The organism is Bradyrhizobium sp. USDA 4011 (assembly GCF_054063415.1).
On the sequence record NZ_JBSSGG010000001.1, the window covers coordinates 5,641,819 to 5,666,674 of the forward strand.

The following is a 24,856-nucleotide window of genomic DNA, read 5'->3' on the forward strand; positions in this document are numbered from 1 at the left end:
ATCGGCATGGAACCCGGTTCCGGGCCTGCGGGTTACCGCGTGCTTTGCTTGCAAGAGGACATCGATGCCCGCCATTTCGCCTTCGCTGCTGCCGATCCTGATGCTGTTTGCCTCGAACGTCTTCATGACCTTCGCCTGGTACGGCCATCTCAAGTTCAAGGATCATTCGCTCCCCCTTGTCATCATGGTGAGCTGGGGCATCGCCTTCTTCGAATACTGGCTGGCGGTGCCGGCCAATCGCTGGGGCAGCGAGGTCTATAGCGCGGCGCAGCTCAAGACCATGCAGGAGGTGATCACGCTGGTCGTGTTCGCCGGCTTCTCGGTGTTGTATCTGAAAGAGCCGCTGGGCTGGAATCACGTGCTCGGATTTGCCTTCATCGCCACCGGCGCGTTCTTTATCTTCCACAAATGGAGCTAGCGCGCTTGCGGGTGCGGAGCCGGTTTGGCGGCAGGCGCCGTGACGTGCGCCGGGTGCGCGCGGTCTTCGCCCTGCGTGCCCGTCACGATCAGGAGCGAGGCCGCGAGCAGGATCGCCGCCGACAGCGTCACGGTCACAAGTCCGACGGGGGTCTTCATCATGTCGCGCCGCTGTCTCTCCCGCGCCTTGCCGCGGATCAGGTGCCAAATGGAAATTGCTGGATTACGCCGGGATCGATGTCGCCATGCCGATGTTGCTCGCCAGCAGCGTCACGGCGACGACGAGGCACAGCGTCAGTGCGCCAAGCGCGAGCGACGCGGCGATCGCGTTGGTCAGGCGGGATGATGCCACTGGGACAGGGCGGCCATGGAAGCCTGCCGTGCCGGACCACCGTTTCATGGTCTAAATCCCTCAGGCCGCGAGCGAATCACTCGCGACATCCGAGCAAATCTGCCCACTGTCACAGGCAAGATTACGGCGGCGGGGTTCTATCAAAATGGCCGAAATGCGGCGTCAAAGGGAGTTTTGCCCGCAATTTAGGCGATTTCCCCGCTGTTCCCGCAATTCAGGGCCAGCTGTTCAGAGGCCTGCCACCAGGCGGGCCTGAGGCTCCGCCTCGGGACCAGGCTGCCAGTCCATCGAGACAAATCCGGGGGTCTGCTCAACCCGTTTCAGCCAGGCGCGGATCGACGGGAAGGTCGTCAGGTCGAAGTCGCAGCGGTCGGCGACGTGGGTGTAGCCGTAGAGCGCGATGTCGGCGACCGTGAACTGCTCGGCCGCGAAATAGGCGTGCCCCTTGAGGTGATTTTCCATCACCTGCAGCGCCGCATAGCCGCGCTCCATCCAGTCCTCCAGCGCATGCGTCTGCAGGTCGCGGCCGCCTTTGACCAGCGACAGCCAGAAATAGGCGGCGCCGATATTCGGCTCCAGCGCGTGCTGCTCGAAGAACATCCATTGCAGCGCCTCGGCGCGCTCGATCCGCGACTCCGGCGCCAGCGGCGTGCCGATCGCGACGTACCAGAGGATGGCGTTGGACTCGGCGAGATAGCGGCCTTCGGCAACCTCGAGCAACGGCACCTGGCCGCTCGGATTCTTGGCCAGGAAGTCCGGGGTGCGGCTCTCGCCGCGCAGGATGTCGATTTCGATCGCCTCGTATGGCGTGTTCAGCACCGCAAGCGCGAGCCGGACCTTGTAGCTGTTGCCGGAGCGGCGCATCGAATAGAGCTTGTACATTGCGTCGGGGTTCACTCGATCAGGAAGTCGGGCTGCAAGGAGACGGTACGCTTGAAAATTGCGCGGCCTGTCACACCGCAATGCCGCTAAACAATGATGCCGACAGCGGTGCGTCGCAAGCCCTGAAACGTGGAAAAAGTCGAAACGTCTACCGCACTGCACGCGTGCGGAATGATTCCATCAACACGGCAGAACAACTCGGATCACGGCTGCGCGACGCTGTGCACGGTGCCGGTCGGTGGCATCGATGCCGTGGTTGATACCTTGGCCGGTGCGCGGCAATTCACAAACGTTAACGCGCCGTCCCTATCGCGCGATGTGCCCACCGGGGCTGCGACGGACTGTCTGCCGTCGGCGCCATCAGGCAAGCACCGCATGGCAATTGTCCTCGGAGCAATCCGCGCCGGCGCACGCGGCCGCAGGCCTTGCCGGCAAGGCTGGAGCGGCCATCAGCGGACTTGCCGGATATGAGTCATTCGGGGCCGGAACTTGCGGAATATTGCGCATGTTGCGAGCCATGCAGGAAAGTTTTCGTGCTTTACCGCCAAGCTTCTTGCGATGCAGCGGCGACAGGCCTAGGGTGCCGCGATCCCATTCAAATCAAGTCGTGGCCCAACGGCTCACGACGTTTGCCAGGAGATGATAATGGCCTTCCTGTCCGCTGCGCTCGACCGTGTGAAGCCGTCCGCGACGATCGCGGTCACGGACAAAGCACGCGCGCTGAAAGCCGCGGGCCGCAACGTCATCGGCCTCGGCGCCGGCGAGCCTGACTTCGACACGCCTGCCAACATCAAGCTGGCTGCGATCCACGCGATCGAGGCCGGCAAGACCAAGTACACCGATGTCGGCGGCATTCCGGAGCTCAAGGAAGCCATCATCAACAAGTTCTCGCGCGAGAACGGCCTGAGCTACAAGCCGAACCAGATCATCGTCGGCACCGGCGGCAAGCAGGTGCTCTACAATGCGCTGATGGCGACCATCAATCCGGGCGACGAGGTGATCATCCCGGCGCCGTATTGGGTCAGCTATCCCGAGATGGTCGCGCTCGCCGGCGGCGAGTCGGTGCCGGTGGTTTGCCCGGCCTCGACCGGCTTCAAGCTGCGCCCGGAAGATCTCGAGAAGGCGATTACGCCGAAGACCAAGTGGGTGATCCTGTGCTCGCCGTCGAACCCGACCGGCTCGGCCTATACCAGGAGCGAGCTCAAGGCGATCACCGACGTGCTGGTCAGGCATCCGCATGTCTGGGTGATGACTGACGACATGTACGAGCACCTCGTCTATGACGACTTCGTCTTCACCACCGCGGCGCAGGTCGAGCCGCGCCTTTACGATCGCACGCTGACCGTGAACGGCGTGTCGAAGGCCTACTGCATGACCGGCTGGCGCATCGGCTATGCCGGCGGCCCGGCGCAGCTGATCAAGGCAATGGCGACGATCCAGTCGCAGTCGACCTCGAACCCGTCGTCGATCGCGCAGTGGGCGTCGGTCGAGGCGCTCAATGGTCCGCAGGACTTCATCGCCGCGAACAACAAGGTGTTCAAGGAACGCCGCGACCTCGTGGTGTCGATGCTCAACCAGGCGAACGGCATCGAGTGCCCGCGGCCGGAAGGCGCGTTCTACGTCTATCCGTCCTGCGCCGGCACGATCGGCAAGAAGGCGCCCTCGGGCAAGGTGATCGACAACGACGAGGCGTTCGTCACCGAGCTGCTCGAGAGCGAAGGCGTCGCGGTCGTGCAGGGGTCGGCGTTCGGCCTCGGACCCGCGTTCCGCATCTCCTACGCCACCAAGACCTCGGATCTCGAGGATGCCTGCAAGCGCATCCAGCGCTTCTGCGGTAATCTGCGGTAATCGGTTCTGAACTGGGAAGCCAAGAAACGCTCCCGCACCTGGTGCGGGAGCGTTTCTGTTTGTGCAGTGACGTCGCGTGCCGGTAAAATCGCGGAGTCAAATCACAACGTGCTCATCTCACGCGTGTGTGCGCGAACATCGATGCCACACGCGGGAAGTTTTTACGGCCTCTTTGCGAACTGCCTTGTTTTGGACACGACCCTTGCATTCTGTCCGCCGCGCAAATTCAGTTCACCTTGCGGAGACAGACCAATGCGACTTTCGACTCTCACCCTTGCAGCGCTTGCGTTGCTGGCGCCGTTCGCCACCGCCAACGCGGCACCTCAGCAGGTTCAGGCCGGGGTACTGCAATGCCAGGGCGGCGAGAATGTCGGCTTCGTCGTCGGCTCTGTTGCCCGCCTCGAGTGCGTGTTCCAGAGCGGCGGCCGCCGTCCCGAGCCCTATGTTGCGACCGTGAAGCGGATCGGCGTCGACCTCGGCGTCACCGCGACGACCCAGCTTGCCTGGGCCGTCAGCGCGCCGACCACGCAGCTTCCGCGCGGTGCGCTTGCCGGCAGCTACGGCGGCGTCGGCGTCAATGCGTCGGTAGGCCTCGGTGCCGGCGGTAACTTCCTGTTCGGCGGCCCGAACAACGCCTATGCGCTGCAGCCGATCAGCGTGCAGGGCCAGACCGGCCTCAACGTTGCGGCCGGCATCGCCGGGATCGATCTCGAGCCGGTCCGCACCGCTGGTCCGCGCCGGCATCATCGCCACCACCGTCATCATCACCACCACTAAGTCGGTCGGTGTTCGATCAAGGAGGCCCGCGAAAGCGGGCCTCTTTTTTTGCCGTCTGTCGTTTGCTGTCTGTTGCGTGACAGCTTCTGCAGGGGGCGCGGGGGATAGCAATAGCGCCACATCCTGCAACAATTGGTGGCCGAGCACCGCAAATTCTGGCTGCGCAATCGATGCTATGGCATAGGATGCGAAAGGCGCCACAGACACGGCGCCGTTCTGCTCTCAGCTCGCGTCATGCCCCTCAGCCGGAGACTCTCCAACATGCGTCGCTTCACTGTCCTTGCCGGTGCCGCCATCGCCACGCTGACCGCAATCGTTGGCGCCAACGCCCAACAGCCGAGCCAGCGCGTGCAGGTCGGCGTCCTGGAATGCCGCGGTGGCGCGAGCGTCGGCTTCATCGTCGGCTCCGTGACCCATCTCGGTTGCGTGCTGCGCGCCAACGGCTTGCCTGAGGATCGCTACATCGCGACTATCCAGAAGGTCGGCATCGATCTCGGCCTCACCCAGGAATCGGCGCTGGCCTGGGGCGTCTACGCACCGGTGGAGCGGCTCGGGCCGGGTGCGCTCTCCGGCAATTACGCCGGCGCGCAAGGCAGCGCGACGCTCGGCGTCGGCGTCGGCGGCAATGTGCTGGTCGGCGGCTCCGACAACACGATCGCGCTGCAGCCGCTCAGCGTGCAGGGCCAGGTCGGCGTCAACATCGCCGCCGGCCTCGAGAGCCTGGAGCTGCGTCCGGGACGCTAAAGCGCGCGTGCACCGGTCCGCAATCGGCCGAAGAAGCCGCGCGCTTCTTCGGCAACGATCCCGGGCGCCTCGGCGTGAACATAATGCCCGGTGTCGACGAAGCTGATCGAAGGTTCGCTCCAGTAGTCCCCCAGCCGGTCCGACCATTCCGGCGAGATCAGCGGGTCACGGCGGCCCCAGAGAAAACGCGACGGGATTTCGATGCGCGGCTGTGCTGGCAGTTTGCCTTCCAGCCAGAGCCGGCGGTTGGACGCGGACGAGAGATACCAGTCGAAGCCACCCTGGATGTTGCCCGGCTTCATGAAGTTATCGACATAGGCGTCGAGCAGGTCGCCAAATACCGCGGGATTGTCGCCCGACCAATGGTCGAGGAAATGGCGAAAGTAGAGCCGGCATGACTCGCGCGAGCTCCCGACCAGTTGCGCGGCCCATGGCAGCTGCTGGAAATATTGATACCAGACCTCGATCAGGTGGCCGGACTCGCCGTAGCGTTGGCCGAGGCCCGGATAGGGCGTGCAGAGATAGAGCGTGCCGGTCAGCCGCCGCGGCTCGCGATGCGACATCGCCTGCATGACATAGGCGCCGAGATCGCCGCCGATCACGCCGAAGCTGATATGACCGAGCGCGTCCATGAGCGCGAACATATCCTGCGCATGTCGATCGGCCGTGGCGGACGCGTCAGGTCCCGGCACCGGCTTGCCGGTGTCGCCACAGCCGCGCAGGTCCGGCGCGATCAGCTCAAAACTGTCGCCGAGGCGCAGCATCAACGGGCGCCACACCAGCCAGAACTCCGGCCAGCCGTGGAGCAGGAGCAGCGGCGGCCCCTTGCCGAAACGCGCGACGTTGACGGATAGGCCGCCGATGTCGATCTGCTGTTGCGTGATGCCGGCCGCGGCTGCGTCAGCGAAGGCTTTCTCCAGTGCCGTCATGGCGACCTCCTGTGGTTTGCCGCAGGCTGTCCGCGTTCGCGCGTCCGGTCTAATACCCGTTCGATACGGTAGCAGAGCTATTGCGTATGGCTGCCGGCGCCGGCCGCCGTGCTATATCGCCGGCATGGAATTGCGACACCTCAGATATTTCGTGGCGCTCGGCGAGGAATTGAATTTCACCCGCGCGGCGGAGCGGCTGCACATCGCGCAGCCACCGCTGAGCCAGCAGATCCGTCAGCTCGAGGACGAGCTCGGCGTGACGCTGCTGCAGCGGAATAGCCGTCCTGTCAGGCTCACCGAGGCCGGCGAGCTGTTTCTGGCGCGCGCTCGCGCGCTGCTCGCAAGTTTCGAGAGCGCGGTTGCCGACACCCGGCGCGTCGGGCGCGGCCAGGCCGGCAAGCTCGCAATCGGATTCATCGGCTCCGCCATGTTTGCCGGCCTGCCCGATATCATCGGCGCCTATCGCGACGCCTGTCCCGACGTCGAGCTCGTGCTCGACGAGATGCTGGCGGCGGAGATTGCCGAGGCATTGCGGCGGCGCCGGATCGACGTCGGCTTCGCTCGCCCGGCGCTGTTGCCCGAAGCGGGTCTCGCGCAGCGCCTGATCCTCGATGAGCCCTATGTCGCGGCGCTGCCGCGCGTGCATCCCCTCGCGGCGCGAGGCGACATTGCGCTCGCCGAACTGTCCGACGATGCCTTCGTGCTCTATCCAGCGCAGCCGGAGCCTTCGGTCACCGGCTTGATCGTCGCGGCATGCCAGGCCGCCGGCTTTACGCCGCGGCTCGCGCAGGAAGTTCTGCATCTGCAAACCGCGATCGGCCTGATCGCCGCCGGTGTCGGCGTGTCCCTCGTTCCGGAAGGTGCGGCGCGCGCACAGACCGGTCGCGGCGTGACCTATGTGCGGCTTGCCGCGCCGGCGGTGACGGCTCCGCTTACGATTGCGTGGCGCGACGAAGACGTGTCGCCTGCCGTACAGCGCCTGCTCGGTCTTGCGACGCGCTGGCGCGAGATTGCGCCGGCACTTGCGCCAAGGAACTGACGCATCGGACGCAATCGTCCGGCGAATGGCGGCGCGCAGCTCCGCCATCGCAAACTTCCGCGACGCCGCACCGCAGCGACGTTTTCCCGCTTGCCAAACGCCAAACGCAGGCAGACCATAAACGGTCGCCGACCCAATCATGGGCCGAGCTCCAACACGAGGAGGCGGCAATGGGACAAGACGTCAGAAGTCCCCGAGGTCCACGGTGCATCGCGCTGGTGGGCCCTTTCCAAAGCGGTAAAACCACACTTCTGGAAGCGATTCTGGCGCGTACGGGCGCCATCAAGGCAGCCGGCAGCGTCGATGCCGGAACCTCCGTCGGCGATGCCAACCCCGAGGCGCGCCAACACAAGATGGGCGTAAGCCTGACCGCCGCCGCCACCACCTTCATGGGAGACAGCTACACCTTTATCGATTGCCCCGGCTCGATCGAGTTCGCGCACGACATGCGTGCCGCGTTGCCGGCGGTCGATGCTGCGGTCGTGGTCTGCGAAGCTGACGAGAAGAAGCTGCCGCAGCTGCAGATCATTCTGCGTGAGCTCGAGGAGCTCGGAATTCCCCGTTTTCTGTTCCTGAACAAGATCGACCGTGCCAACAAGCGCGTCCGCGAGACGCTTGCGACGCTGCAGCCGGCGTCGCGCGTGCCGCTGGTGCTGCGCCAGATCCCGATCTGGAACGGCGATCTGATCGAAGGCTTCGTCGATCTCGCGCTCGAGCGCGCCTTCGTCTATCGCGAGCACAAGCCGTCGGAGGTGATGGCGCTGGACGGCGGCAATCTCGATCGCGAGAAGGAAGCGCGCTTCTCGATGCTGGAGAAGCTCGCCGATCACGACGATGCGCTGATGGAGCAATTGCTGGAGGATATCCAGCCGCCGCGCGATGCGGTGTTCGACGATCTCGCGCGCGAACTGCGCGAAGGGCTGATCTGTCCGGTGCTGCTTGGTGCGGCGAGCCGCGAGAACGGCGTGCTCCGCCTGATGAAGGCGTTGCGTCACGAGGCGCCCGGCGTCACTGAGACCGCCAGCCGGCTCGGCGTCAAGGACCAGAAGGATGCGCTGGCCTATGTGTTCAAGACCGTGCATCTGCAGCACGGCGGCAAGCTGTCGCTGGCGCGCGTGCTCGCAGGCCGGCTCGACGACGGCGCGACGCTGCAATCCTCAAGCGGCGAAAGCGGACGCGTCTCCGGCATCCTCGCGGTCTCGGGCATACATGACAGCAAGCGGCCGCAGGCCGAAGCCGGCGACGCGGTCGCGCTCGGCAAGCTCGATGCGATCAAGACCGGCGATACGGTCTCGAGCGGCAAGACCGCCCCGGCCTCGCTGGTCAAGGTCGAGCCCGCCGCGGCGGTGCTGTCGATCTCAATCGCAGCGACCGACCGCAAGGACGACGTCAAGCTCGGCCAGGCGCTGCTGCGGCTGAACGAAGAGGATCCGTCGCTGACGATGATCCAGAACCCGCGCACCCACGACACCGTGCTGTGGGGACAGGGCGAGATGCATCTGCGCGTCGCGCAGGAGCGGCTGAAGGACCGCTACGGTGTCAACGTCAAATCGCATCCACCGGCGATCGGCTATCAGGAAACCATCCGCAAGGCGGTCACCCAGCGCGGCCGGCACAAGAAGCAGTCCGGCGGCCACGGCCAGTTCGGCGATGTCGTGCTCGACATCAAGCCGAAGCCGCGCGGAAGCGGCTTCGAATTCCACGAGAAGGTGGTCGGCGGCGCGGTGCCGCGCAACTATATCGGCGCGGTGGAGGAAGGGGTGGTCGACGCGCTCGCGCGCGGCCCGCTCGGCTTCCCCGTGATCGACGTCGACGTCACGCTGACCGACGGGTCCTATCACAGCGTTGACTCCTCCGACCTTGCATTCCGCACCGCGGCGCGGGTCGGCGTCAGCGAGGCATTGCCGCAGTGCCAGCCGGTGCTGCTGGAGCCGATCCATCTGGTCGAGATCGTCTGTCCGACCGATGCCACCGCCAAGATCAACGCGATCCTGTCGGCGCGCCGCGGCCAGATCCTCGGCTTCGACACCCGCGAGGGCTGGAGCGGCTGGGACTGCGTCCGTGCCACGATGCCGGAAGCCGAGATCGGCGATCTCATCGTCGAGCTGCGTTCGGCCACTGCCGGCGCCGGCACGTTCACCCGCCAGTTCGACCGCATGGCCGAGGTGACGGGCCGCGCCGCCGACCAGATCATCGCCGCGCATCGCGACGCGGCGTGAGGCCGGCCCCCGCGATCACGCCCCGCGCGGGCGTGATCGTTGGCAGGATGGGCTGAGGCAGCTAACTTGCGTCCCTGATGGGGGCGCAACGACTTGAATCTCGCCGTAACCTGGCGCTGGCCTGCGTGCTCAGCGCGCTGGCCGGCTATGTCGACGGCATCGGCTATCTGCATCTCGGCGGGCTGTTCGTGTCCTTCATGAGCGGCAATTCGACGCGGCTTGGCGTGACGCTGGCCGAGGGCCATTGGCAGCACGCTCTGGATGCGCTGAAACTGATCGCGCTGTTCGTCGCCGGCGCCGCGGCCGGCAGCCTGGTCGTGCTCGGCCGCTTCGCGTATCGCCAGCCGCTGATCCTGCTCGCCGAGGCGCTGCTGTTGACGGCTGCAGCCGTGGCTTCCGCCTACGGCCTGCCGAACACCGCGGTTGCGGCCATCGTGCTGGCGATGGGGCTCGAGAACGCCGTGTTCCAGCTCGAAGGCGGGGCCGGGCTTGGCCTCACCTATGTCACCGGGGCGCTGGTGAAGGCCGGCCAGCTGATCGCCGCCGCGCTGACCGGCGGTGCAGGCTGGGCCTGGCTGCCCAATTTGCTGCTATGGGCGGCTATGGTCGCCGGCGCGCTTGCCGGCGCACTCGCCTACCGCTGGATCAACCTCGCCGCGATCTGGTTTGGCGCGGCCACCGCGTTCGCCCTCAGCGCGCTGGTTGCCGCAACCGCGAAGCGGACGGATTGACAGTGCGCCTGCCTTGGCCGATGTCACGGCCATGACATCCCAAGGCAACGCCCAAAGCAATATCCAAGGCAAAACCCGCGCCGCGTGCCTGATCGGCTGGCCGGCGGCGCATTCCCGCTCGCCGTTGATCCATCACTACTGGCTGCGCACGCTCGGCATCGAGGGCGGCTATGTGATCGAGGCGGTGCCGCCGGAGGATTTCAAGGATTTCCTGTTCCGTTTGTCGCTGCGCGGCTTCGTCGGCGCCAACGTCACCCTTCCGCACAAGGAGCGCGCTCTGGCGCTGTCGACACCGGACGATCGCGCCCGCGCCGTCGGCGCCGCCAATACCTTGTGGTTCGCCGACGGCGAGTTGCGCTCGACCAACACCGATGTCGAAGGCTTCATCAACAATCTCGACGCCTGCGCGCCGGGCTGGGACAACACGGAGGACGCGCTGGTGCTCGGCGCCGGCGGCGCGGCGCGTGCGGTGGTGTTCGGCCTGATCGAGCGCGGGATTGCGCGCGTGCATCTGGTCAACCGCACCATCGACCGCGCACGCGCGTTGGCCGATCAGTTCGGCGCGCGCGTTCATCCTGCGACGTGGGACACGGTCGGTGAGCTGCTGCCGCGCGCGGGCCTGCTCGTGAACACGACGTCGCTCGGCATGCATGGCCAACCCGCGCTCGAGATCGATGTCGGGTTGTTGCCGCAGAGCGCTGTTGTTTCCGATCTTGTCTATGTACCGCTGGTGACGCCGATGCTTGCCGCGGCAGCGGCGCGGGGGCTGAAGACCGCCGACGGGCTCGGCATGCTGCTGCATCAGGCCGTGCGGGGTTTCGAGCTGTGGTTCGGCCAGCGCCCGCACGTCACGCCGGAACTGCGTGCGCTTGTCGAGGCCGATCTCACAAAGACTTGAGGCCTGGAATAGCGTCTCCGGAACGGGGTCTCGTGTTGGCCCCCCCGCGTTCCCTCCCGGAGATCACCATGCCTGCCAGCCGTTCCCATGTCATTCGTCCGTTCATTGCGCTTGCGATGGTGACGGCATCCACGCTCTACGCGCTTGCCCAGCGGCCGCCGACGCCGACGCGGGTGCGTGGAACCGTCGAGAGCGTCGTTGGCGATGCGCTGGCGGTGAAGTCGCGCAGCGGCGAGGACGTCAAGCTGCACATGGCGGGCCATATGGTGGTGCTTGGCCTCACCAAGATCGCGCTGTCCGACATCAAGGTCGGTTCCTTCATCGGTACGACCACGGTGCCGGGGCCCGACGGCGTGCCGAAGGCGGTCGAGGTGCATGTCTTCCCCGAAAACATGCGCGGCACCGGCGAGGGTTCGCGGCCGTATGATCTGAAGCCGAACAGCAGCATGACCAACGCCACCGTCGCTGAATCCGTCGTCGGCAATGACGGTCATACATCGCTGGTCAAGTACAAGGACGGCGAGAAGGTGCAGGTCACGTCCGACACGCCTGTCGTGACCTATATTCCTGGCGACAAGGTGGATCTGAAAGCCGGCGCCAAGGTGATCGCCTTCATGAAGCAGTTGCCCGACGGCTCGTTTGAGACCGACCGCGTCAGCGTCGGCCGCGACGGCCTGACGCCGCCGATGTGAGGCGCAGCGAATCTCTCTCCGCACGTCGTCCCGGCGAACGCCAGGACGACGAAGATTGCGTAGCTCGGGCGAGCCACAGGAGAACATTCAAACGCATCACCTGTCCGTTATCGCAGTAACGGCATCCTCATCCGGTCCGTAGTTGTCGTGCGTGTCGCCTTCCCGCGAAGGGGAGGTAGCCGCACGGAATACCTGCAACCCCCCGGTGTTCCCTGATTCGCCAGCCAAACCCATGAGGGACACCATGCCGAAATCGACGCTGTTCGCCGCATTGCTTCTCGTTGCCTTCGCTTCGGCCGCATCCGCACAGCAGCCGCCGACGGTGCGCATCCGCGGCACCATCGAGGCCGTCGATGGCGCGATGCTGTCGATCAAGTCGCGCGGCGGCGACGACATGAAGGTACGCACGACCGACACCGTCGCGGTATTCGGCGTCGCCAAGACCGATCTGTCGGAGATCAAGGCCGGTTCCTATATCGGCGTCACCGCGATGCCCGAGCCTGACGGAACGCAGAAGGCGATCGCCGTGCACATCTTCCCGGAAAACCAGCGCGGCGCGGCCGAAGGTTTTCGTCCCTGGGACCTGCGTGCCACCTCGACCATGACCAACGCCACCGTCGCCGAGACGGTGGAGGGCACCGACGGCCAGAACATCACGGTGAAATACAAGGACGGTGAGAAGAAGGTCGTGGTGCCGCCGGGAACCCCGGTCGTCACCTTCGTCTCCGGCGACAAGTCGGAGCTGAAGCCGGGCGCCAAGATCATCATCTTCGGCGCGGTGAAGAAGGACGACGGCACGCTGGAAGCCAACCGCGTCAATGTCGGCCGCGACGGAATCGCACCGCCGATGTGACGCGAAGCGAAGCTCTTTCAACACGTCGTCCCGGCGAAAGCCGCGACCCATAACCACCGATCATCATTGTTGAACAGTGTTGTGGCCACAGCCGTGCCAAATCTTGCACCGCTGTGGTTATGGATCCCGGGTCGCGCTTCGCTTGCCCGGGACGATGGGGAGTGTGTAGCCGCGCTAAACCGCCAGCACCTTGTCGTCGATCTCGGCGATGGTGTTGACGCCGCACAGCCCCATCGTGGTGGTGAGCTCCTTGCCGAGGATGTCGAGCGCCTTGGCGACGCCCTCCTGGCCGCCGGCGCCGAGGCCGTAGGCATAGGCGCGGCCGATCATGCAGGACTTCGCGCCGAGCGCGAGCGCGCGCATGATGTCCATGCCGGTGCGGATGCCGCCGTCGAACATGATTTCGAGCTTCGAGCCGACCTCGTCGACGATCTCCGGCAGCACCTCGATCGAGGACGGCGCGCCGTCGAGCTGGCGGCCGCCATGGTTGGAGACAACGATCGCCTGCGCGCCGGTCTTGGCGGCGAGCTCGGCGTCCTCGACATCGAGAATCCCTTTAAGGATCAGCTTGCCCGGCCAGATGCTGCGGATCCAGTCGATGTCCTTCCAGCTCAGCGAGGTGTCGAACTGCGAGGCGGTCCATTCCGACAACTTGGTCAGATTCTCGGTGCCTTTGACGTGACCGACGATGTTGCCGAAGCTGCGGCGCTTGCCGCGCAGCACGCCGGCGACCCACGACGGCTTGCTCGCGAAGTCCAAGAGCTTCGACAGCGACCATTCCGGCGGCACCGTCATGCCGTTCTTGATGTCCTGGTGGCGCTGGCCGATCACCTGCAGGTCGACGGTCAATACCAGCGCCGAGCATTTCGCCGCGATCGCGCGCTCGATCAGCGACTTGATGAAGCCGCGGTCCTTCATGACGTAGAGCTGGAACCAAAACGGCTTGTCGACGGCGGCCGCGATGTCCTCGATCGAGCAGATCGACATCGTGCTCTGGGTGAACGGGATGCCGGCCGCTTGCGCCGCGCGGCAGGCGTAGATCTCGCCGTCGCCATGCTGCATGCCGAGCAGGCCGACCGGCGCCAGGATCAGCGGCATCGCCGAGGGCTCGCCGAGGATCGTGGTCGCCAGGCTGCGCTTGGACACATCGACCAGGATGCGCTGGCGGAATTTGATCTGCTGCAGGTCCTCGGAGTTGGCGCGCAGCGTGTCCTCGGTGTAGGAGCCGCGGTCCGCATAATCGAAAAACGCCTTCGGCACCCGGCGCTTGTGCAGCTGGCGCAGATCTTCGATGCAGGTAATGTGCTTCATGGACGTTCCCGGCCCTTCTTCTCGGTCGCAAGTTCGATGCAGATGTCTTGCGGATGTTCGGTCTTGCAGTCATCTAGCATGGTTAGATGGCCCGCCAAATCTGAAGACGGATGGGAGAGCACGATGACGCAATCAGGCTCCAAGCCGAAGCCAGACGAGAATGCCGAAAAGCGCCGGCTCGACGAGGCCCTGGAAGAGGGCCTGGAGGAGACGTTTCCCGGTTCCGACCCCGTCAATGTCACCCAGCCGGCCCCCAGCAAGGGCGACCAGCACGTCAAGCGAGGCGGCAAGACGTAGGGGACGGCGCCCGTTGCCGGGGATTGCCTGAAGGGCCATAATGTTATATTTTTCAGCACCTTAATGCCGAAAAACGCGGTTCGGCCGTGGTAATGATTCATCATATTTTTTGAAGTCATTTTAGCGCCTGGCAGTCTATAAGGCCGATGCACGCTACACTGGTAGGCGTTCGGGACTCTCTCGCCGGGTGGTTCGAGAGGTCCGTGTTGGGGGTATCATGAGCCGTAAATATTTCGGGACCGATGGAATTCGGGGCCGCGCCAATGGGCTGATCACGCCGGAGCTCGCGCTCAAGGTGGGGCAGGCCGCAGGGTTGGTGTTTCAGCGTGGCGACCATCGCCATCGTGTCGTGATCGGCAAGGACACGCGGCTGTCCGGCTACATGATCGAATACGCCATGGTCGCAGGCTTCACCTCGGTCGGCATGGACGTGCTGCTGGTCGGCCCGATGCCGACGCCGGCGATCGCGATGCTGACCAAGTCGATGCGCGCCGATCTCGGCGTCATGATCTCGGCGTCGCACAATCTCTTCGAGGACAACGGCATCAAGCTGTTCGGCCCGCAGGGCTTCAAGCTCTCCGACGACGTCGAGAAGCAGATTGAGCAGCTGCTCGACGAATCGCTCGACCGCCGCCTGGCGCAGAGCGCGAGCCTCGGCCGCGCCCGCCGCATCGACGGCGTCCACGACCGCTACATCGAATTCGCCAAGCGCACCCTGCCGCGCGACCTCTCGCTCGATGGCCTGCGCGTCGTGGTCGATTGCGCCAACGGCGCCGCCTACAAGGTGGTGCCGGAAGCGCTGTGGGAACTCGGCGCCGATGTGGTGCCGATCGGGGTCGAACCCGACGGCTTCAACATCAACAAGGAATGCGGCTCGACCTCGCCGGAAGCGCTGTCGCGGAAGGTGCGCGAGATGCGCGCCGACATCGGCATCGCGCTCGATGGCGACGCCGATCGCGTCATCCTGGTCGACGAGCGCGGCCACATCGTCGACGGCGACCAGCTGCTCGCGGTGATCGCGCAGAGCTGGAAGGAAGAGGGGCGCCTCGCCAAGCCCGGCATCGTCACGACCGTGATGTCCAATCTCGGACTGGAGCGCTTCCTGCAGGGCCAAGGGATTTCGATGGTGCGCACGCCGGTCGGCGACCGCTACGTGCTCGAGCAGATGCTAAGCGGCGGCTACAATCTCGGCGGCGAGCCGTCCGGCCATATCATCATGTCGGACTATTCGACCACCGGCGACGGCTTCGTCGCTGCGCTGCAGGTGCTGGCCGTGGTGCAGAAGTTGCGCCGTCCTGTGTCGGAGATCTGCCGGCGCTTTGACCCATTGCCGCAAATCCTGAAGAACGTGCGCTATCGCAGCGGCAAGCCGCTCGACGACGCCGAGGTCAAGTCCGCGATCACCGACGGCGAGAATCGCCTCAACGGCCATGGCCGCCTGTTGATCCGTCCCTCCGGCACCGAGCCGGTGATCCGCGTGATGGGCGAGGGTGACGATCGCATCCTGGTGGAAGAGGTCGTCGACAACATCGTCAGCGCGCTCGGCCACGCCGCGGCGGCTTAGGGCTGCTGATTCCAATCTCGCATCTGCCGGTCCCGTCATCCCCGCGCAAAGGCTTCGCCTTTGTCGCTGGAGGAACGCGCCCTTGCGCGCGTCTCGAAGGATGCATGGCCCGGCCGGTGCCCGATTCATCCTTCGAGACGCGGCCAACCGGCCGCTCCTCAGGATGACGGGTCGTCGATGAGAACTCCACAGCGCATCGCTGCCATTAGCTAATGCAACTGGTTTGCCCTACCGCCGCGTCGTACGGCACGGTGCAGTTTCGCTTCGGCATGATCTTCGGCGTCGCCTTCGGAATTGGCGGTCTCGGCGCCGCGGTGCTTGGCAAGCTCGCGGACCACACCTCGATCGCCTTCGTCTATCAGCTGTGCGCATTCCTGCCGGCGATCGGCCTGCTCGCGGTGTTCCTGCCGAAGATGCCGAAGGCCGTTCGCTGAACGTCCGCGGCGAGGGCGCCGCTCCGCATTAAGCACTCGCTAACACTCAGGGCCTGCGTGCGCGGCAAACCCTGCGCCTGCATCAACGCTTCATTAGCACCTGTGGCGAGATCGCCATCTTTCGCCGCCGCACGCACGCGTTTATGGACCCATAAGCACCAGCCGCAGCAAAAGGTGAGAGAAAATCAACCTTAAAAATTAGGGTTAAGTGCCGCTTAAACATTTGCTGGCATCGTCCGGCCCGTGAGTTTCAGACGTGGGGCTTTCGTGTCGCCTCACTGGCCCAAAAGGACGAAGCCAATGCGTAGCGTAACGACCCTGATTGCCGCAGGCGCGGCATCCCTGCTGTCCTCGGTGGCGTTCGCTGCCGACATGCCGATCATGCCGCCGCCCCCGATGGCGTATGCTCCTCCGCCGGTCCAGGATTTCGGCGGCTGGTATCTGCGCGGCGACATCGGCATGACCAACACCCAGGCCAAGCTGCATGCCAATGGCTACGACACGCTGCCGCCCGGCACCGCGTTCAGTCAGTTCGGCACCGGCTTCGACAGCGGCATGCTGTTCGGCGTCGGCGTCGGCTATCAGTTCAACAGCTGGTTCCGCGCCGATATCACCGGTGAATATCGCTCGAAGGTGAGCTTCAACGGCACCGACTTCTTCACGTTCCCCGGGCCGAGCTCGCTGGGCGACACCTATCATGGCGGGGTCCAGAGCTGGGTCGGCCTCGTGAACGTCTACGCCGATCTCGGCACCTGGGGTTGCTTGACCCCGTTCATCGGCGCCGGTGTCGGTGCCGCGACGATCAAGACCTCGGCCTTCTCCGACGTCGCCACGTTCCCGAGTGGGTCCGGCCTGACCAGCTCCTTCGTCGCCGACGGGGCCACCAAGACCAACTTCGCCTGGGCGCTGCATGCCGGTGTCGCCTACAAGGTCACCAACAACTTCACGGTTGAACTGGCCTATCGCTACCTCGACATGGGCACCGCCGGCCACGGCCAGGGTCACTTCTTCGACGGCACGCCGACCGGTCCCTCGACCTTCCAGTACCGCGACATGACCTCGCAGGATGTGAAGCTCGGCGTCCGCTTCGCCTTGCCCTGCTGCGACGTGCTGCCCCCGCCGCCGCCGCCCCCGCTGATCCGCAAGGGCTAATTTGAGGGTTAATTTCGAGCCTTCACGGCTAACGATTGAAACGGCGCGGGATCATCCCGCGCCGTTTTGCTTTGCCGTGTCACGTCGCGCGCTTTCTGCAACTTGCGTGCTCGAAAGCCGTCGGCGACAACGATTGGTTAAGGTTAACAGGCGATGATCAACGCGCATTCGGTGAGTGGGATGGAGCGTTGCAATGCGTAGGTTCTTGCTGGCGGCGATGATGTTCGGGGCGGTGACCGGCGCACAGGCGGCCGACATGCCCGATTTCCTGCGCGGCAGTCTTCCCGCTTCCAGCGCGCCAACCAGAAACTGGGACGGCTGGTATGCCGGCGGTCAGGTCGGCCAAACATGGATCAACACCGACTTCGGGGGCAGCGTTGCTTCCCTGACCAATTCCATCTTCCGCAACACCACGCTGCAGGGGCCGACGTCCCAGTTCAATCTGCTGGGTCGGGTCAATGCGCAAAGCTCGGGTTTCGGAGCGTTTGTCGGACGCAACTATCAATTTGACGACGTCGTGGTGGGTGTCGAAGCAAACTATACCTATTGGTCCGGCCTGACGACGACGACCTCCGGAAGTCTGGGTCCGATCCAAGTCGCTCAACCAACCTTGGTCCTCCCAGCCGGCGCGTCTGCCGCCGACGGCGTGACGTTGAATGGAAGCGCTTCGCTGAAGCTCAAGGACGAGATGACATTCCGCGGCCGCGCAGGTTGGGCAACCGGTGACTTTCTGCCTTACGTCTTTGGCGGCCTCGCGGTCGGCCGAATGGATGTTTCGCGCACGGTCACAAGCTCCGTGAACCGAACGATCAACTTTGCTGACGGAAGTTCGACCACCTTTGCACTGCCGCAGTTTTCGCAAACCGCGACAGATGCGAAGACGGACGCCTACGTTGCCGGCTGGACCGCTGGTCTCGGCCTGGAATACATGCTGTGGAATTGTGTTTTCGTGCGCGGCGAGTGGGAATACGTCAAGTTCAGCCCGGTCAAGAACACGTCGGTCACGCAGAACAGCGTACGTGCCGCCATCGGCTACAAGTTCTGATGCGCGCTGCGTCGCTTGACACCGCAAACTGCGGCTGATCGGATGTTGCTCCGCAAGCGGAGCGACCTCAGATGAAAATCTACGGCGACGCCAATTCGGGCAATTGCCTGAAGGTGAAATGGGTGTGCGACAAACTGGCGCTGCCGTACACATGGGTCGAGATCGACACCATGAAGGGCGGCAGCCGGACAGCGGAATTCCTCAAGCTGAACGGTTGGGGTCAGGTGCCGACGGTCGAGCTGGATGACGGCCGCACGCTCGCGCAATCCAACGCCATCATCCGCTACCTCGCGCGCGGCAGCGATTTGATCCCCGGCGATCCCTATCGCGCGGCGCAGATGGATGCCTGGATGTTCTGGGAGCAGAACAGCCACGAGCCCTATGTCGCCGTCTGCCGCTTTCAGGCCGTGTATCTCGGCAAGGCGGTGTCGGAGATCGATCCGAACCTCATCAAGCGCGGCTATCTGGCGCTCGATCATCTGGAGCGGCATCTTGCCGGCGCGCAATTCCTGGTCGGCGATGCGTTCTCGCTCGCCGACGTCTCGCTGCTCGCTTATACGCGCATGGCGGAGGATGGCGGCCTCGCGCTCGCGCGCTATCCCATGACCCGCCGCTGGATCGCCGACGCGGAGCATGTGCTCGCTCTGCCGCCGGTCGGCTGATCTCGGGTAAACCTCGCCATGCGTGAAGCTTCATCGATCACGATCCGCCGCGCTCGCCGCGAGGATGTCGCCGCCATCGTCGGCATGCTGGCGGACGATCCGCTCGGCAGTGCGCGCGAGCGGATCGAGGATCCGCTGCCACAGAGCTATTACGACGGCTTCGCGCGGGTCGAGCGCGATCCCAACCTGCAGCTTGTCGTCGCCGTCGACGGGGACGGCGCCGTCGTCGGCTGCCTGCAGCTTGCGGTGCTTCCGGGTATCAGCTCGCAGGGCTCTTCGCGCGGCCTGCTCGAGGACGTCCGCGTCGCAACACACTGCCGCAGCCGCGGCATCGGTGAGCAGCTCGTGCAGTGGGCGGTCGCGGAAGCGCGTGCGCAAGGCTGCATGCTCGTAGAGTTGCTGACGCATCACACGCGCGTCGATGCGCAGCGCTTCTATGAGCGGCTCGGATTCGCGCGCAGCCATGTCGGCATGACGCTCCGCTTCTGACCTGCGCGAGTTGTGCCGCACACACGGCAATGCCTGCGGTAGCCGCTGCTGCGCGATCCGGTTAACAGCCAATAAACTAAGCCGGTCTCCGTGAATTTACCGGTCGGAACGAGTCCGGTATGCCGGGCGTCACCCACGGGGCGGCGGGCAACTGGGGATTTGGATGTCGAATTATTCGATCGTGCGGGTCGGCAACGAGTACATCGTGCAGGCCGGCGATAACAGCATTTTGAGAATATCGAGCCGGCGCAGGGCAGTTAAGATCATGACTCTCGCGGCAGATTTGCTCGATCAGGAGTCGATGCAGCAGGTCGAGGACGCTCCATCAATCAGCCGTGATCTCCCGACTATCCCGGAAAAGTCGGAACTTCCTTGACGTTTTGGTGCCCTTCCACTATTGCCGACGGCGGGAAACCTCTCCCCACCGAGAGGCAGCTATCTGGAAGGGTAGATGATGACTGCAGCGAAGCCCGCTTCGCGGCCCAATGTGCCGCATTTCTCCTCCGGCCCCTGCGCCAAGCGCCCCGGCTGGAACCCCAACAATCTCAAGGACGCCGCCCTCGGCCGCTCGCATCGTGCGAGGGTCGGCAAGGCCAAGCTCAAGCTCGCGATCGAACTGACGCGCGAAGTGCTTGAGGTGCCTGCGGACTACAAGATCGGCATCGTGCCGGCGTCGGACACCGGCGCGGTCGAGATGGCGCTGTGGTCGCTGCTCGGCGCGCGGCCCGTCACCACGCTCGCCTGGGAATCCTTCGGCGAGGGCTGGGTCAGCGACATCGTCAAGGAATTGAAGCTGAAGGACATCACCAAGCTGAACGCGGCTTACGGTGAAATCCCCGATCTCGCCAAGGTCGATCCCGCGTCCGACGTCGTCTTCACCTGGAACGGCACCACCTCCGGCGTGCGCGTGCCGAACGCCGACTGGATCAGCGCAACCCGTGAAGGCCTCACGATTTGCGACGCGACCTCGGCCGCCTTCGCGCAGCCGCTCGATTTCGCCAAGCTCGACGTCGTCACCTTCTCCTGGCAGAAGGCGCTCGGCGGCGAGGCGGCACACGGCATGCTGATCCTGTCGCCGCGTGCGGTGGAACGGCTCGAGACCTACAAGCCGGCCTGGCCGCTGCCGAAGATCTTCCGCCTCACCAAGGGCGGCAAGCTCAATCAGGGCATCTTCGAAGGCGAGACCATCAACACGCCGTCGATGCTCTGCGTCGAGGATTATCTCGACGCGCTGAACTGGGCGAAGTCGATCGGCGGCCTGAAGGCGCTGATCGCGCGCGCCGATGCCAACACCAAGGCGCTCGCCGACTGGAAGGCGCGGACGCCCTGGATCGACTTCCTGGCCAGGGATCCCGCGATCCGCTCCAACACCTCGGTGTGCCTGAAGTTCACCGATCCCGCGATCACCTCGCTTCCATCAGACGCCCAGGCCGACTTCTGCAAGAAGCTTGTCGCGCTGGTCGAGAAGGAGAACGCCGGCTTCGACTTCGCGTACTACCGCGATGCGCCGGCCGGCCTGCGGATCTGGTGCGGCGCCACCGTCGAAGCTAAGGACGTCGAGTTGCTGACGCAGTGGATCGATTGGGCCTTCGCCGAAACCAAGGCAGCGCTGCCCAAGGCGGCCTAAGCTTTCTCCTGTCACCTCTCCCCGTTCTTACGGGGAGAGGTCGGATTGCGCAGCGATCCGGGTGAGGGGCCTTCTCGGCTTATTCCTCGCCCGTGGCTGCCCTCACCCCAATCCTCTCCCCGCAAGAACGGGGAAAGGGAGAAGTGATCAGAGACGTCACCACATTGGTCCAAGAGACCCGCCCGCTGCAGGGCAGAGGAACAGTCACATGACAAAACCCAAGGTTCTGATTTCCGACGCGCTGTCTCCCGCCGCCGTGCAGATCTTCAAGGATCGCGGCATCGAGGTCGACTTCCAGCCCAACCTCGGCAAGGACAAGGACAAGCTCGCCGAGATCATCGGCAACTATGATGGCCTTGCGATTCGCTCGGCCACCAAGGCGACCGCCAAGATCATCGAGAAGGCGACGAAGCTGAAGGTGATCGGCCGCGCCGGCATCGGCGTCGACAATGTCGAGATTCCGGCCGCCACCGCCAAGGGCATCATCGTGATGAACACGCCGTTCGGCAATTCGATCACGACCGCCGAGCATGCCATCACCTTGATGCTGGCGCTGGCACGCGAGATCCCGCAGGCCGACGCTTCGACCCAGGCCGGCAAGTGGGAGAAGAACCGCTTCATGGGCGTCGAGATCACCGCCAAGACGCTCGGGGTGATCGGCTGCGGCAATATCGGCTCGATCGTCGCCGATCGCGCGCTCGGCCTGCGCATGAAGGTGATCGCGTTCGATCCGTTCCTGTCGCCGGAGCGCGCCAAGGACATCGGCGTCGAGAAGGTCGAGCTCGACGATCTCTTGAAGCGCGCCGATTTCATCACGCTGCACACGCCGCTGACCGAGAAGACCCGCAACGTCATCGACGCGGCCGCGATCGCCAAGATGAAGAAGGGCGTGCGCATCATCAACTGCGCGCGCGGCGGCCTGGTCGATGAGCAGGCGCTGGTCGATGCGCTGAATTCCAAGCATGTCGCGGGCGCCGCCTTCGACGTGTTCGTCGAGGAGCCGGCGACGTCGAACGTGCTGTTCGGCCATCCCAACGTGATCTGCACCCCGCATCTCGGCGCCTCCACCACCGAGGCGCAGGAGAACGTCGCGTTGCAGGTTGCCGAGCAGATGTCGGACTATCTGCTGTCGGGCGCGATCTCGAACGCGGTCAACTTCCCATCGATCACGGCGGAAGAGGCGCCGAAGCTGAAGCCGTTCATCGAGCTCGCCGAGAAGCTCGGCTCGTTCGCCGGCCAGCTCACCGAGAGCGGCATCCTCAAGACCACGATCACCTATGAAGGCCACGTCGCCGAGATGAAGATCAAGGCGATCACCTCGGCGGTGCTATCCGGCCTGCTGCGGCCGATGCTGGGCGAGGTCAACGTGGTTTCGGCGCCTGTCGTCGCCAAGGAGCGCGGCATGGTGGTGGACGAGGTCGTCCGCGCCGCGCAGAGCGACTATGAAAGCCTGATCACGGTCACCGTCACCACCGAGCGCCAGGAGCGTTCGGTGTCCGGCACCGTCTATGCCGACGGCAAACCGCGCCTTGTCGACATCAAGGGCATCCGCGTCGACGCCGAGTTCGGCAAGTCGATGATCTACGTCACCAACGAGGACAAGCCGGGCTTCATCGGCGCGTTCGCGAGCCTGCTCGGCGATGCCAAGATCAACATCGCGACCTTCCATCTCGGCCGCGTCAAGCAGGGCGGCGACGCCATCGCGCTGGTCGAGGTCGACGGTGCGGTGCCGGCGGACCTGCTCGCCAAGGTGCAGGAGCTGCCGCAGGTGAAGCAGGCCAAGGCGCTGACGTTCTAGTTTTTGCGATCGGCGGTTTGTCCGCACACTCGCTTCACCTCTCCCGCTTGCGGGGGAGGTCGGATCGCACCGATAGATGCGATCCGGGTGGGGGCTCTCTCCTCACGAAGACTCTTGATTGCGGAAATACCCCCACCCCAGCCCTCCCCCGCAAGCGGGAGAGGGGGTAAAGCGAACTCTTGGTCACCACCGGATCTCGTTCAAGCACACCCAAATTCCGATCTGCGGAACATGACGCCGTCTCCGGCCCCGGAGGCGGCATTTGCCGTTCCGGGGCGTCTGGTATTCCTGTTGCAGCGCCCAAAATATGTGTACGAAGGCGTCAAGACGCGCCACTATCCGGCGATCTCAGAGGGAGAAAACAATGCGTGAAGCCGTAATCGTTTCCTATGCGCGCACCGGCCTGGCGAAGTCCGGCCGTGGCGGATTCAACATCACCCCGCCGATGTCGCTGGCCGGGCATGCCATCAAGCACGCGGTCGAGCGCGCCGGCGTCGACAAGGACTATGTCGAGGATTGCTATCTCGGCAATTGCGCGCATGGCGCGCCGAATATCGGCCGCCAGGCGGCGCTGCTCGCCGGCCTGCCGAAGTCGACCGCCGGTGTCTCGGTGAACCGCTTCTGTTCGTCGGGCCTGCAGACCATCGCGATGGCTGCGAACTCGATCCGTTCCGACGGCTCCGATTGCATCGTCGCCGGCGGCGTCGAGAGCATCTCGATTCCCGGCGGCGGCTCGCCGAAGGAATCGATCGATCCCGACCTGCTCAAGACCGCGCCCGACATCTTCATGGCGATGATCGACACCGCCGACATCGTCGCCGAGCGCTACAAGGTCAGCCGTGAATACCAGGACGAGTATTCGCTGGAGTCGCAGCGCCGCATGGCGGCCGCGCAGCAGGCCAACAAGTTCAAGGACGAAATCGTCCCGATGAAGACCAAGATGAAGGTGGTCGACAAGGCGACCAAGGCCGAGTCGATCGTCGACTATGTGGTCGATCGCGACGAGTGCAACCGTCCCGAGACCACGCTGGAAGGCCTTGCCAAGCTCGAACCGGTCAAGGGCCCCGGCAAGTATGTCACCGCCGGCAATGCCAGCCAGCTGTCCGACGGCGCCGCCGCGGTGGTGCTGATGGAAGCCAAGGATGCCGAGAAGCGCGGCCTCAACCCGATGGGGCGCTTCGTCGCCTGGGCCTCGGCCGGCTGCGAGCCCGACGAGATGGGCATCGGTCCGGTGTTCGCCGTGCCGAAGCTGCTCAAGCGCCACGGCCTCAAGATCGACGACATCGATCTCTGGGAGCTCAACGAGGCCTTCGCCAGCCAGTGCCTCTATTCGCGCGACCAGCTCGGCATCGATCCCGAGAAGTACAACGTCAACGGCGGCTCGATCGCGATCGGCCATCCCTTCGGCATGACCGGCGCTCGGCTCACCGGCCACCTGCTGCAGGAAGGCCGTCGCCGGAAGGCCAAGTGGGGCGTCGTGACCATGTGCATCGGCGGTGGTCAGGGCGGCGCAGGCCTGTTCGAGATCTACAGCTAAGCGCGATCGATCCTGATCGTGTCAGAACGAGTGGCCCGGCGGTAACGCCGGGCCACGTCCGTTTGAAGCCGGTTATGTTGCCGGCAAATCCGCCGCGCGTTCGCCGAACTCGAGCGTGGAAATCAGTTCGAGCGTCTGCCTCAGATCGGCCGCCTGTTTCGTGCCAAAGGCGGTCTCGAAGCGTTCCTGCGCCTCACGCCAAGCGGCCTGCGACTCGTCAAGCCGGTCTTCGCCGCGATTGGTCAGCCGAACCAAGCGGCTACGCCGGTCATTCTTGTCGACGGTGATGGTCAAAAGGCCGTCGCGCTCCAGCGGCTTGAGGTTGTGGTTGAGCGCGGTGCGGTCGAGCACCAGCGCAGCGGCCAGCTCGCCAATCGTCGGCGCGCCCGAACGTCTGATGTGGACCAGAATGGCGCGTTGCGTGCCGCGCAGGCCGGATCTCGCCAGGACCTGATCGTAGAGCTGCGACACGCGCCGCGTCGCCTTGCGCAACGCCGTGAGATTGCACCGGCTGGATTCCGTTTTCACCATCGCTGCCTCCAAACTAGGCTTGACAGAT

Annotated in this window: 26 protein-coding genes and 1 pseudogene; 21 read left to right on the forward strand and 6 right to left on the reverse strand. The window is 64.8% G+C overall.

The annotated features are described in order from the left end of the window. Positions 1–64: 64 nt before the first annotated feature. Positions 65–418, forward strand: coding sequence for a DMT family protein (locus tag ACVW1C_RS26535; RefSeq protein WP_456760920.1), 354 nt, complete (start codon positions 65–67; stop codon positions 416–418). On the opposite strand, the gene ACVW1C_RS26540 is transcribed toward ACVW1C_RS26535, so the two are convergent. The 3 genes from ACVW1C_RS26540 to ACVW1C_RS26550 form a co-directional block, all read right to left on the reverse strand. After that, a complete protein-coding gene (locus ACVW1C_RS26540) occupies positions 415–579 on the reverse strand; it encodes a hypothetical protein (RefSeq protein ID WP_456760921.1) in 165 nt (54 codons plus the stop codon). The genes ACVW1C_RS26535 and ACVW1C_RS26540 overlap by 4 nt on opposite strands. Positions 580–640: 61 nt before the next feature. Then, positions 641–817, reverse strand: a complete 177-nt coding sequence (locus ACVW1C_RS26545) for a hypothetical protein (protein ID WP_456760922.1) — start codon at positions 815–817, stop codon at positions 641–643. Positions 818–997: 180 nt separating this feature from the next. Continuing rightward, positions 998–1,651, reverse strand: coding sequence for a glutathione S-transferase family protein (locus tag ACVW1C_RS26550; protein WP_456760923.1), 654 nt, complete (start codon positions 1,649–1,651; stop codon positions 998–1,000). 645 nt (positions 1,652–2,296) lie between these two features. Between ACVW1C_RS26550 and ACVW1C_RS26555 the strand changes: the two genes are divergently transcribed. From ACVW1C_RS26555 to ACVW1C_RS26565, 3 genes are all read left to right on the forward strand, one after another. Continuing rightward, the gene (locus tag ACVW1C_RS26555) at positions 2,297–3,499 is read left to right on the forward strand and encodes a pyridoxal phosphate-dependent aminotransferase (RefSeq protein WP_456760924.1); all 1,203 of its coding nucleotides are present in this window, start codon (positions 2,297–2,299) and stop codon (positions 3,497–3,499) included. A 252-nt stretch (positions 3,500–3,751) separates the two neighbouring features. Continuing rightward, on the forward strand, positions 3,752–4,276 hold the full coding sequence (locus ACVW1C_RS26560; RefSeq protein ID WP_212316213.1) for a DUF992 domain-containing protein: 525 nt from the start codon (positions 3,752–3,754) through the stop codon (positions 4,274–4,276). Between the two features lie 261 nt (positions 4,277–4,537). Then, a complete protein-coding gene (locus tag ACVW1C_RS26565; protein WP_456760925.1) occupies positions 4,538–5,020 on the forward strand; it encodes a DUF992 domain-containing protein in 483 nt (160 codons plus the stop codon). Here ACVW1C_RS26565 and ACVW1C_RS26570 read toward each other — a convergent pair. Next, on the reverse strand, positions 5,017–5,949 hold the full coding sequence (locus tag ACVW1C_RS26570; protein WP_456760926.1) for an alpha/beta fold hydrolase: 933 nt from the start codon (positions 5,947–5,949) through the stop codon (positions 5,017–5,019). The two genes, ACVW1C_RS26565 and ACVW1C_RS26570, sit on opposite strands and share 4 nt — an antisense overlap. Positions 5,950–6,073: 124 nt before the next feature. On the opposite strand from ACVW1C_RS26570, the gene ACVW1C_RS26575 reads away from it, so the two are divergent. From ACVW1C_RS26575 to ACVW1C_RS26600, 6 genes are all read left to right on the forward strand, one after another. Further along, positions 6,074–6,988 (forward strand): LysR substrate-binding domain-containing protein, encoded by a 915-nt coding sequence (locus tag ACVW1C_RS26575; protein WP_456760927.1) that lies wholly within the window; start codon positions 6,074–6,076, stop codon positions 6,986–6,988. 170 nt (positions 6,989–7,158) lie between these two features. Further along, the gene (locus ACVW1C_RS26580) at positions 7,159–9,207 is read left to right on the forward strand and encodes an elongation factor G (protein WP_456760928.1); all 2,049 of its coding nucleotides are present in this window, start codon (positions 7,159–7,161) and stop codon (positions 9,205–9,207) included. 77 nt (positions 9,208–9,284) lie between these two features. Then, positions 9,285–9,938 (forward strand): YoaK family protein, encoded by a 654-nt coding sequence (locus tag ACVW1C_RS26585; protein WP_456760929.1) that lies wholly within the window; start codon positions 9,285–9,287, stop codon positions 9,936–9,938. Positions 9,939–9,969: 31 nt separating this feature from the next. Next, positions 9,970–10,836 (forward strand): shikimate dehydrogenase, encoded by an 867-nt coding sequence (locus tag ACVW1C_RS26590; protein ID WP_456760930.1) that lies wholly within the window; start codon positions 9,970–9,972, stop codon positions 10,834–10,836. A gap of 116 nt (positions 10,837–10,952) precedes the next feature. Further along, positions 10,953–11,528, forward strand: coding sequence for a hypothetical protein (locus ACVW1C_RS26595; RefSeq protein ID WP_456763179.1), 576 nt, complete (start codon positions 10,953–10,955; stop codon positions 11,526–11,528). 244 nt (positions 11,529–11,772) lie between these two features. Next, complete coding sequence (locus ACVW1C_RS26600) at positions 11,773–12,381, forward strand: hypothetical protein (RefSeq protein ID WP_456760931.1); 609 nt, start codon at positions 11,773–11,775, stop codon at positions 12,379–12,381. Between the two features lie 174 nt (positions 12,382–12,555). Here ACVW1C_RS26600 and ACVW1C_RS26605 read toward each other — a convergent pair whose 3' ends face one another. Beyond that, the gene (locus ACVW1C_RS26605; protein WP_456760932.1) at positions 12,556–13,692 is read right to left on the reverse strand and encodes an alpha-hydroxy acid oxidase; all 1,137 of its coding nucleotides are present in this window, start codon (positions 13,690–13,692) and stop codon (positions 12,556–12,558) included. Positions 13,693–13,815: 123 nt separating this feature from the next. Here ACVW1C_RS26605 and ACVW1C_RS26610 point away from each other — a divergent pair, with 123 nt between their 5' ends. From ACVW1C_RS26610 to ACVW1C_RS26660, 11 genes and pseudogenes are all read left to right on the forward strand, one after another. Continuing rightward, entirely contained in the window at positions 13,816–13,989 is a 174-nt protein-coding gene (locus tag ACVW1C_RS26610) for a hypothetical protein (RefSeq protein ID WP_456760933.1), read from the forward strand. Between the two features lie 217 nt (positions 13,990–14,206). Further along, the gene (glmM, locus tag ACVW1C_RS26615) at positions 14,207–15,553 is read left to right on the forward strand and encodes a phosphoglucosamine mutase (protein WP_456760934.1); all 1,347 of its coding nucleotides are present in this window, start codon (positions 14,207–14,209) and stop codon (positions 15,551–15,553) included. Between the two features lie 251 nt (positions 15,554–15,804). After that, positions 15,805–15,987, forward strand: a pseudogene (locus tag ACVW1C_RS26620) (MFS transporter); the annotation flags it as partial. A 300-nt stretch (positions 15,988–16,287) separates the two neighbouring features. After that, positions 16,288–17,139 carry an outer membrane protein gene (locus tag ACVW1C_RS26625; RefSeq protein WP_456760935.1) on the forward strand — a complete coding sequence of 284 codons (852 nt, stop codon included), beginning with the start codon at positions 16,288–16,290 and terminating at the stop codon, positions 17,137–17,139. 193 nt (positions 17,140–17,332) lie between these two features. After that, positions 17,333–18,184 (forward strand): outer membrane protein, encoded by an 852-nt coding sequence (locus tag ACVW1C_RS26630; protein ID WP_456760936.1) that lies wholly within the window; start codon positions 17,333–17,335, stop codon positions 18,182–18,184. Positions 18,185–18,255: 71 nt separating this feature from the next. Then, entirely contained in the window at positions 18,256–18,846 is a 591-nt protein-coding gene (locus ACVW1C_RS26635; RefSeq protein WP_456760937.1) for a glutathione S-transferase family protein, read from the forward strand. A gap of 18 nt (positions 18,847–18,864) precedes the next feature. Further along, positions 18,865–19,335 (forward strand): GNAT family N-acetyltransferase, encoded by a 471-nt coding sequence (locus tag ACVW1C_RS26640; protein ID WP_456760938.1) that lies wholly within the window; start codon positions 18,865–18,867, stop codon positions 19,333–19,335. Between the two features lie 163 nt (positions 19,336–19,498). Beyond that, complete coding sequence (locus ACVW1C_RS26645) at positions 19,499–19,711, forward strand: hypothetical protein (RefSeq protein WP_456760939.1); 213 nt, start codon at positions 19,499–19,501, stop codon at positions 19,709–19,711. Between the two features lie 78 nt (positions 19,712–19,789). Continuing rightward, the gene (locus tag ACVW1C_RS26650) at positions 19,790–20,962 is read left to right on the forward strand and encodes a phosphoserine transaminase (RefSeq protein WP_456763180.1); all 1,173 of its coding nucleotides are present in this window, start codon (positions 19,790–19,792) and stop codon (positions 20,960–20,962) included. A 208-nt stretch (positions 20,963–21,170) separates the two neighbouring features. Then, entirely contained in the window at positions 21,171–22,760 is a 1,590-nt protein-coding gene (gene serA / locus ACVW1C_RS26655) for a phosphoglycerate dehydrogenase (protein ID WP_456760940.1), read from the forward strand. Positions 22,761–23,124: 364 nt separating this feature from the next. Continuing rightward, positions 23,125–24,297 (forward strand): thiolase family protein, encoded by a 1,173-nt coding sequence (locus ACVW1C_RS26660; RefSeq protein WP_456760941.1) that lies wholly within the window; start codon positions 23,125–23,127, stop codon positions 24,295–24,297. 72 nt (positions 24,298–24,369) lie between these two features. Here the strand turns inward: ACVW1C_RS26660 and ACVW1C_RS26665 are convergent, their stop codons facing one another. Beyond that, entirely contained in the window at positions 24,370–24,840 is a 471-nt protein-coding gene (locus ACVW1C_RS26665; RefSeq protein ID WP_456760942.1) for a MarR family winged helix-turn-helix transcriptional regulator, read from the reverse strand. Between the last annotated feature and the right edge of the window lie 16 nt (positions 24,841–24,856).

Bases quoted from the DNA above. Each gene is read 5' to 3' on its own strand.
- ACVW1C_RS26535 (WP_456760920.1), top strand. From the start codon at position 65: ATGCCCGCCATTTCGCCTTCGCTGCTGCCGATCCTGATGCTGTTTGCC.
- ACVW1C_RS26540 (WP_456760921.1), bottom strand. From the start codon at position 579: ATGATGAAGACCCCCGTCGGACTTGTGACCGTGACGCTGTCGGCGGCG.
- ACVW1C_RS26545 (WP_456760922.1), bottom strand. From the start codon at position 817: ATGAAACGGTGGTCCGGCACGGCAGGCTTCCATGGCCGCCCTGTCCCA.
- ACVW1C_RS26550 (WP_456760923.1), bottom strand. From the start codon at position 1,651: ATGTACAAGCTCTATTCGATGCGCCGCTCCGGCAACAGCTACAAGGTC.
- ACVW1C_RS26555 (WP_456760924.1), top strand. From the start codon at position 2,297: ATGGCCTTCCTGTCCGCTGCGCTCGACCGTGTGAAGCCGTCCGCGACG.
- ACVW1C_RS26560 (WP_212316213.1), top strand. From the start codon at position 3,752: ATGCGACTTTCGACTCTCACCCTTGCAGCGCTTGCGTTGCTGGCGCCG.
- ACVW1C_RS26565 (WP_456760925.1), top strand. From the start codon at position 4,538: ATGCGTCGCTTCACTGTCCTTGCCGGTGCCGCCATCGCCACGCTGACC.
- ACVW1C_RS26570 (WP_456760926.1), bottom strand. From the start codon at position 5,949: ATGACGGCACTGGAGAAAGCCTTCGCTGACGCAGCCGCGGCCGGCATC.
- ACVW1C_RS26575 (WP_456760927.1), top strand. From the start codon at position 6,074: ATGGAATTGCGACACCTCAGATATTTCGTGGCGCTCGGCGAGGAATTG.
- ACVW1C_RS26580 (WP_456760928.1), top strand. From the start codon at position 7,159: ATGGGACAAGACGTCAGAAGTCCCCGAGGTCCACGGTGCATCGCGCTG.
- ACVW1C_RS26585 (WP_456760929.1), top strand. From the start codon at position 9,285: ATGGGGGCGCAACGACTTGAATCTCGCCGTAACCTGGCGCTGGCCTGC.
- ACVW1C_RS26590 (WP_456760930.1), top strand. From the start codon at position 9,970: ATGACATCCCAAGGCAACGCCCAAAGCAATATCCAAGGCAAAACCCGC.
- ACVW1C_RS26595 (WP_456763179.1), top strand. From the start codon at position 10,953: ATGGTGACGGCATCCACGCTCTACGCGCTTGCCCAGCGGCCGCCGACG.
- ACVW1C_RS26600 (WP_456760931.1), top strand. From the start codon at position 11,773: ATGCCGAAATCGACGCTGTTCGCCGCATTGCTTCTCGTTGCCTTCGCT.
- ACVW1C_RS26605 (WP_456760932.1), bottom strand. From the start codon at position 13,692: ATGAAGCACATTACCTGCATCGAAGATCTGCGCCAGCTGCACAAGCGC.
- ACVW1C_RS26610 (WP_456760933.1), top strand. From the start codon at position 13,816: ATGACGCAATCAGGCTCCAAGCCGAAGCCAGACGAGAATGCCGAAAAG.
- glmM (WP_456760934.1), top strand. From the start codon at position 14,207: ATGAGCCGTAAATATTTCGGGACCGATGGAATTCGGGGCCGCGCCAAT.
- ACVW1C_RS26625 (WP_456760935.1), top strand. From the start codon at position 16,288: ATGCGTAGCGTAACGACCCTGATTGCCGCAGGCGCGGCATCCCTGCTG.
- ACVW1C_RS26630 (WP_456760936.1), top strand. From the start codon at position 17,333: ATGCGTAGGTTCTTGCTGGCGGCGATGATGTTCGGGGCGGTGACCGGC.
- ACVW1C_RS26635 (WP_456760937.1), top strand. From the start codon at position 18,256: ATGAAAATCTACGGCGACGCCAATTCGGGCAATTGCCTGAAGGTGAAA.
- ACVW1C_RS26640 (WP_456760938.1), top strand. From the start codon at position 18,865: ATGCGTGAAGCTTCATCGATCACGATCCGCCGCGCTCGCCGCGAGGAT.
- ACVW1C_RS26645 (WP_456760939.1), top strand. From the start codon at position 19,499: ATGTCGAATTATTCGATCGTGCGGGTCGGCAACGAGTACATCGTGCAG.
- ACVW1C_RS26650 (WP_456763180.1), top strand. From the start codon at position 19,790: ATGACTGCAGCGAAGCCCGCTTCGCGGCCCAATGTGCCGCATTTCTCC.
- serA (WP_456760940.1), top strand. From the start codon at position 21,171: ATGACAAAACCCAAGGTTCTGATTTCCGACGCGCTGTCTCCCGCCGCC.
- ACVW1C_RS26660 (WP_456760941.1), top strand. From the start codon at position 23,125: ATGCGTGAAGCCGTAATCGTTTCCTATGCGCGCACCGGCCTGGCGAAG.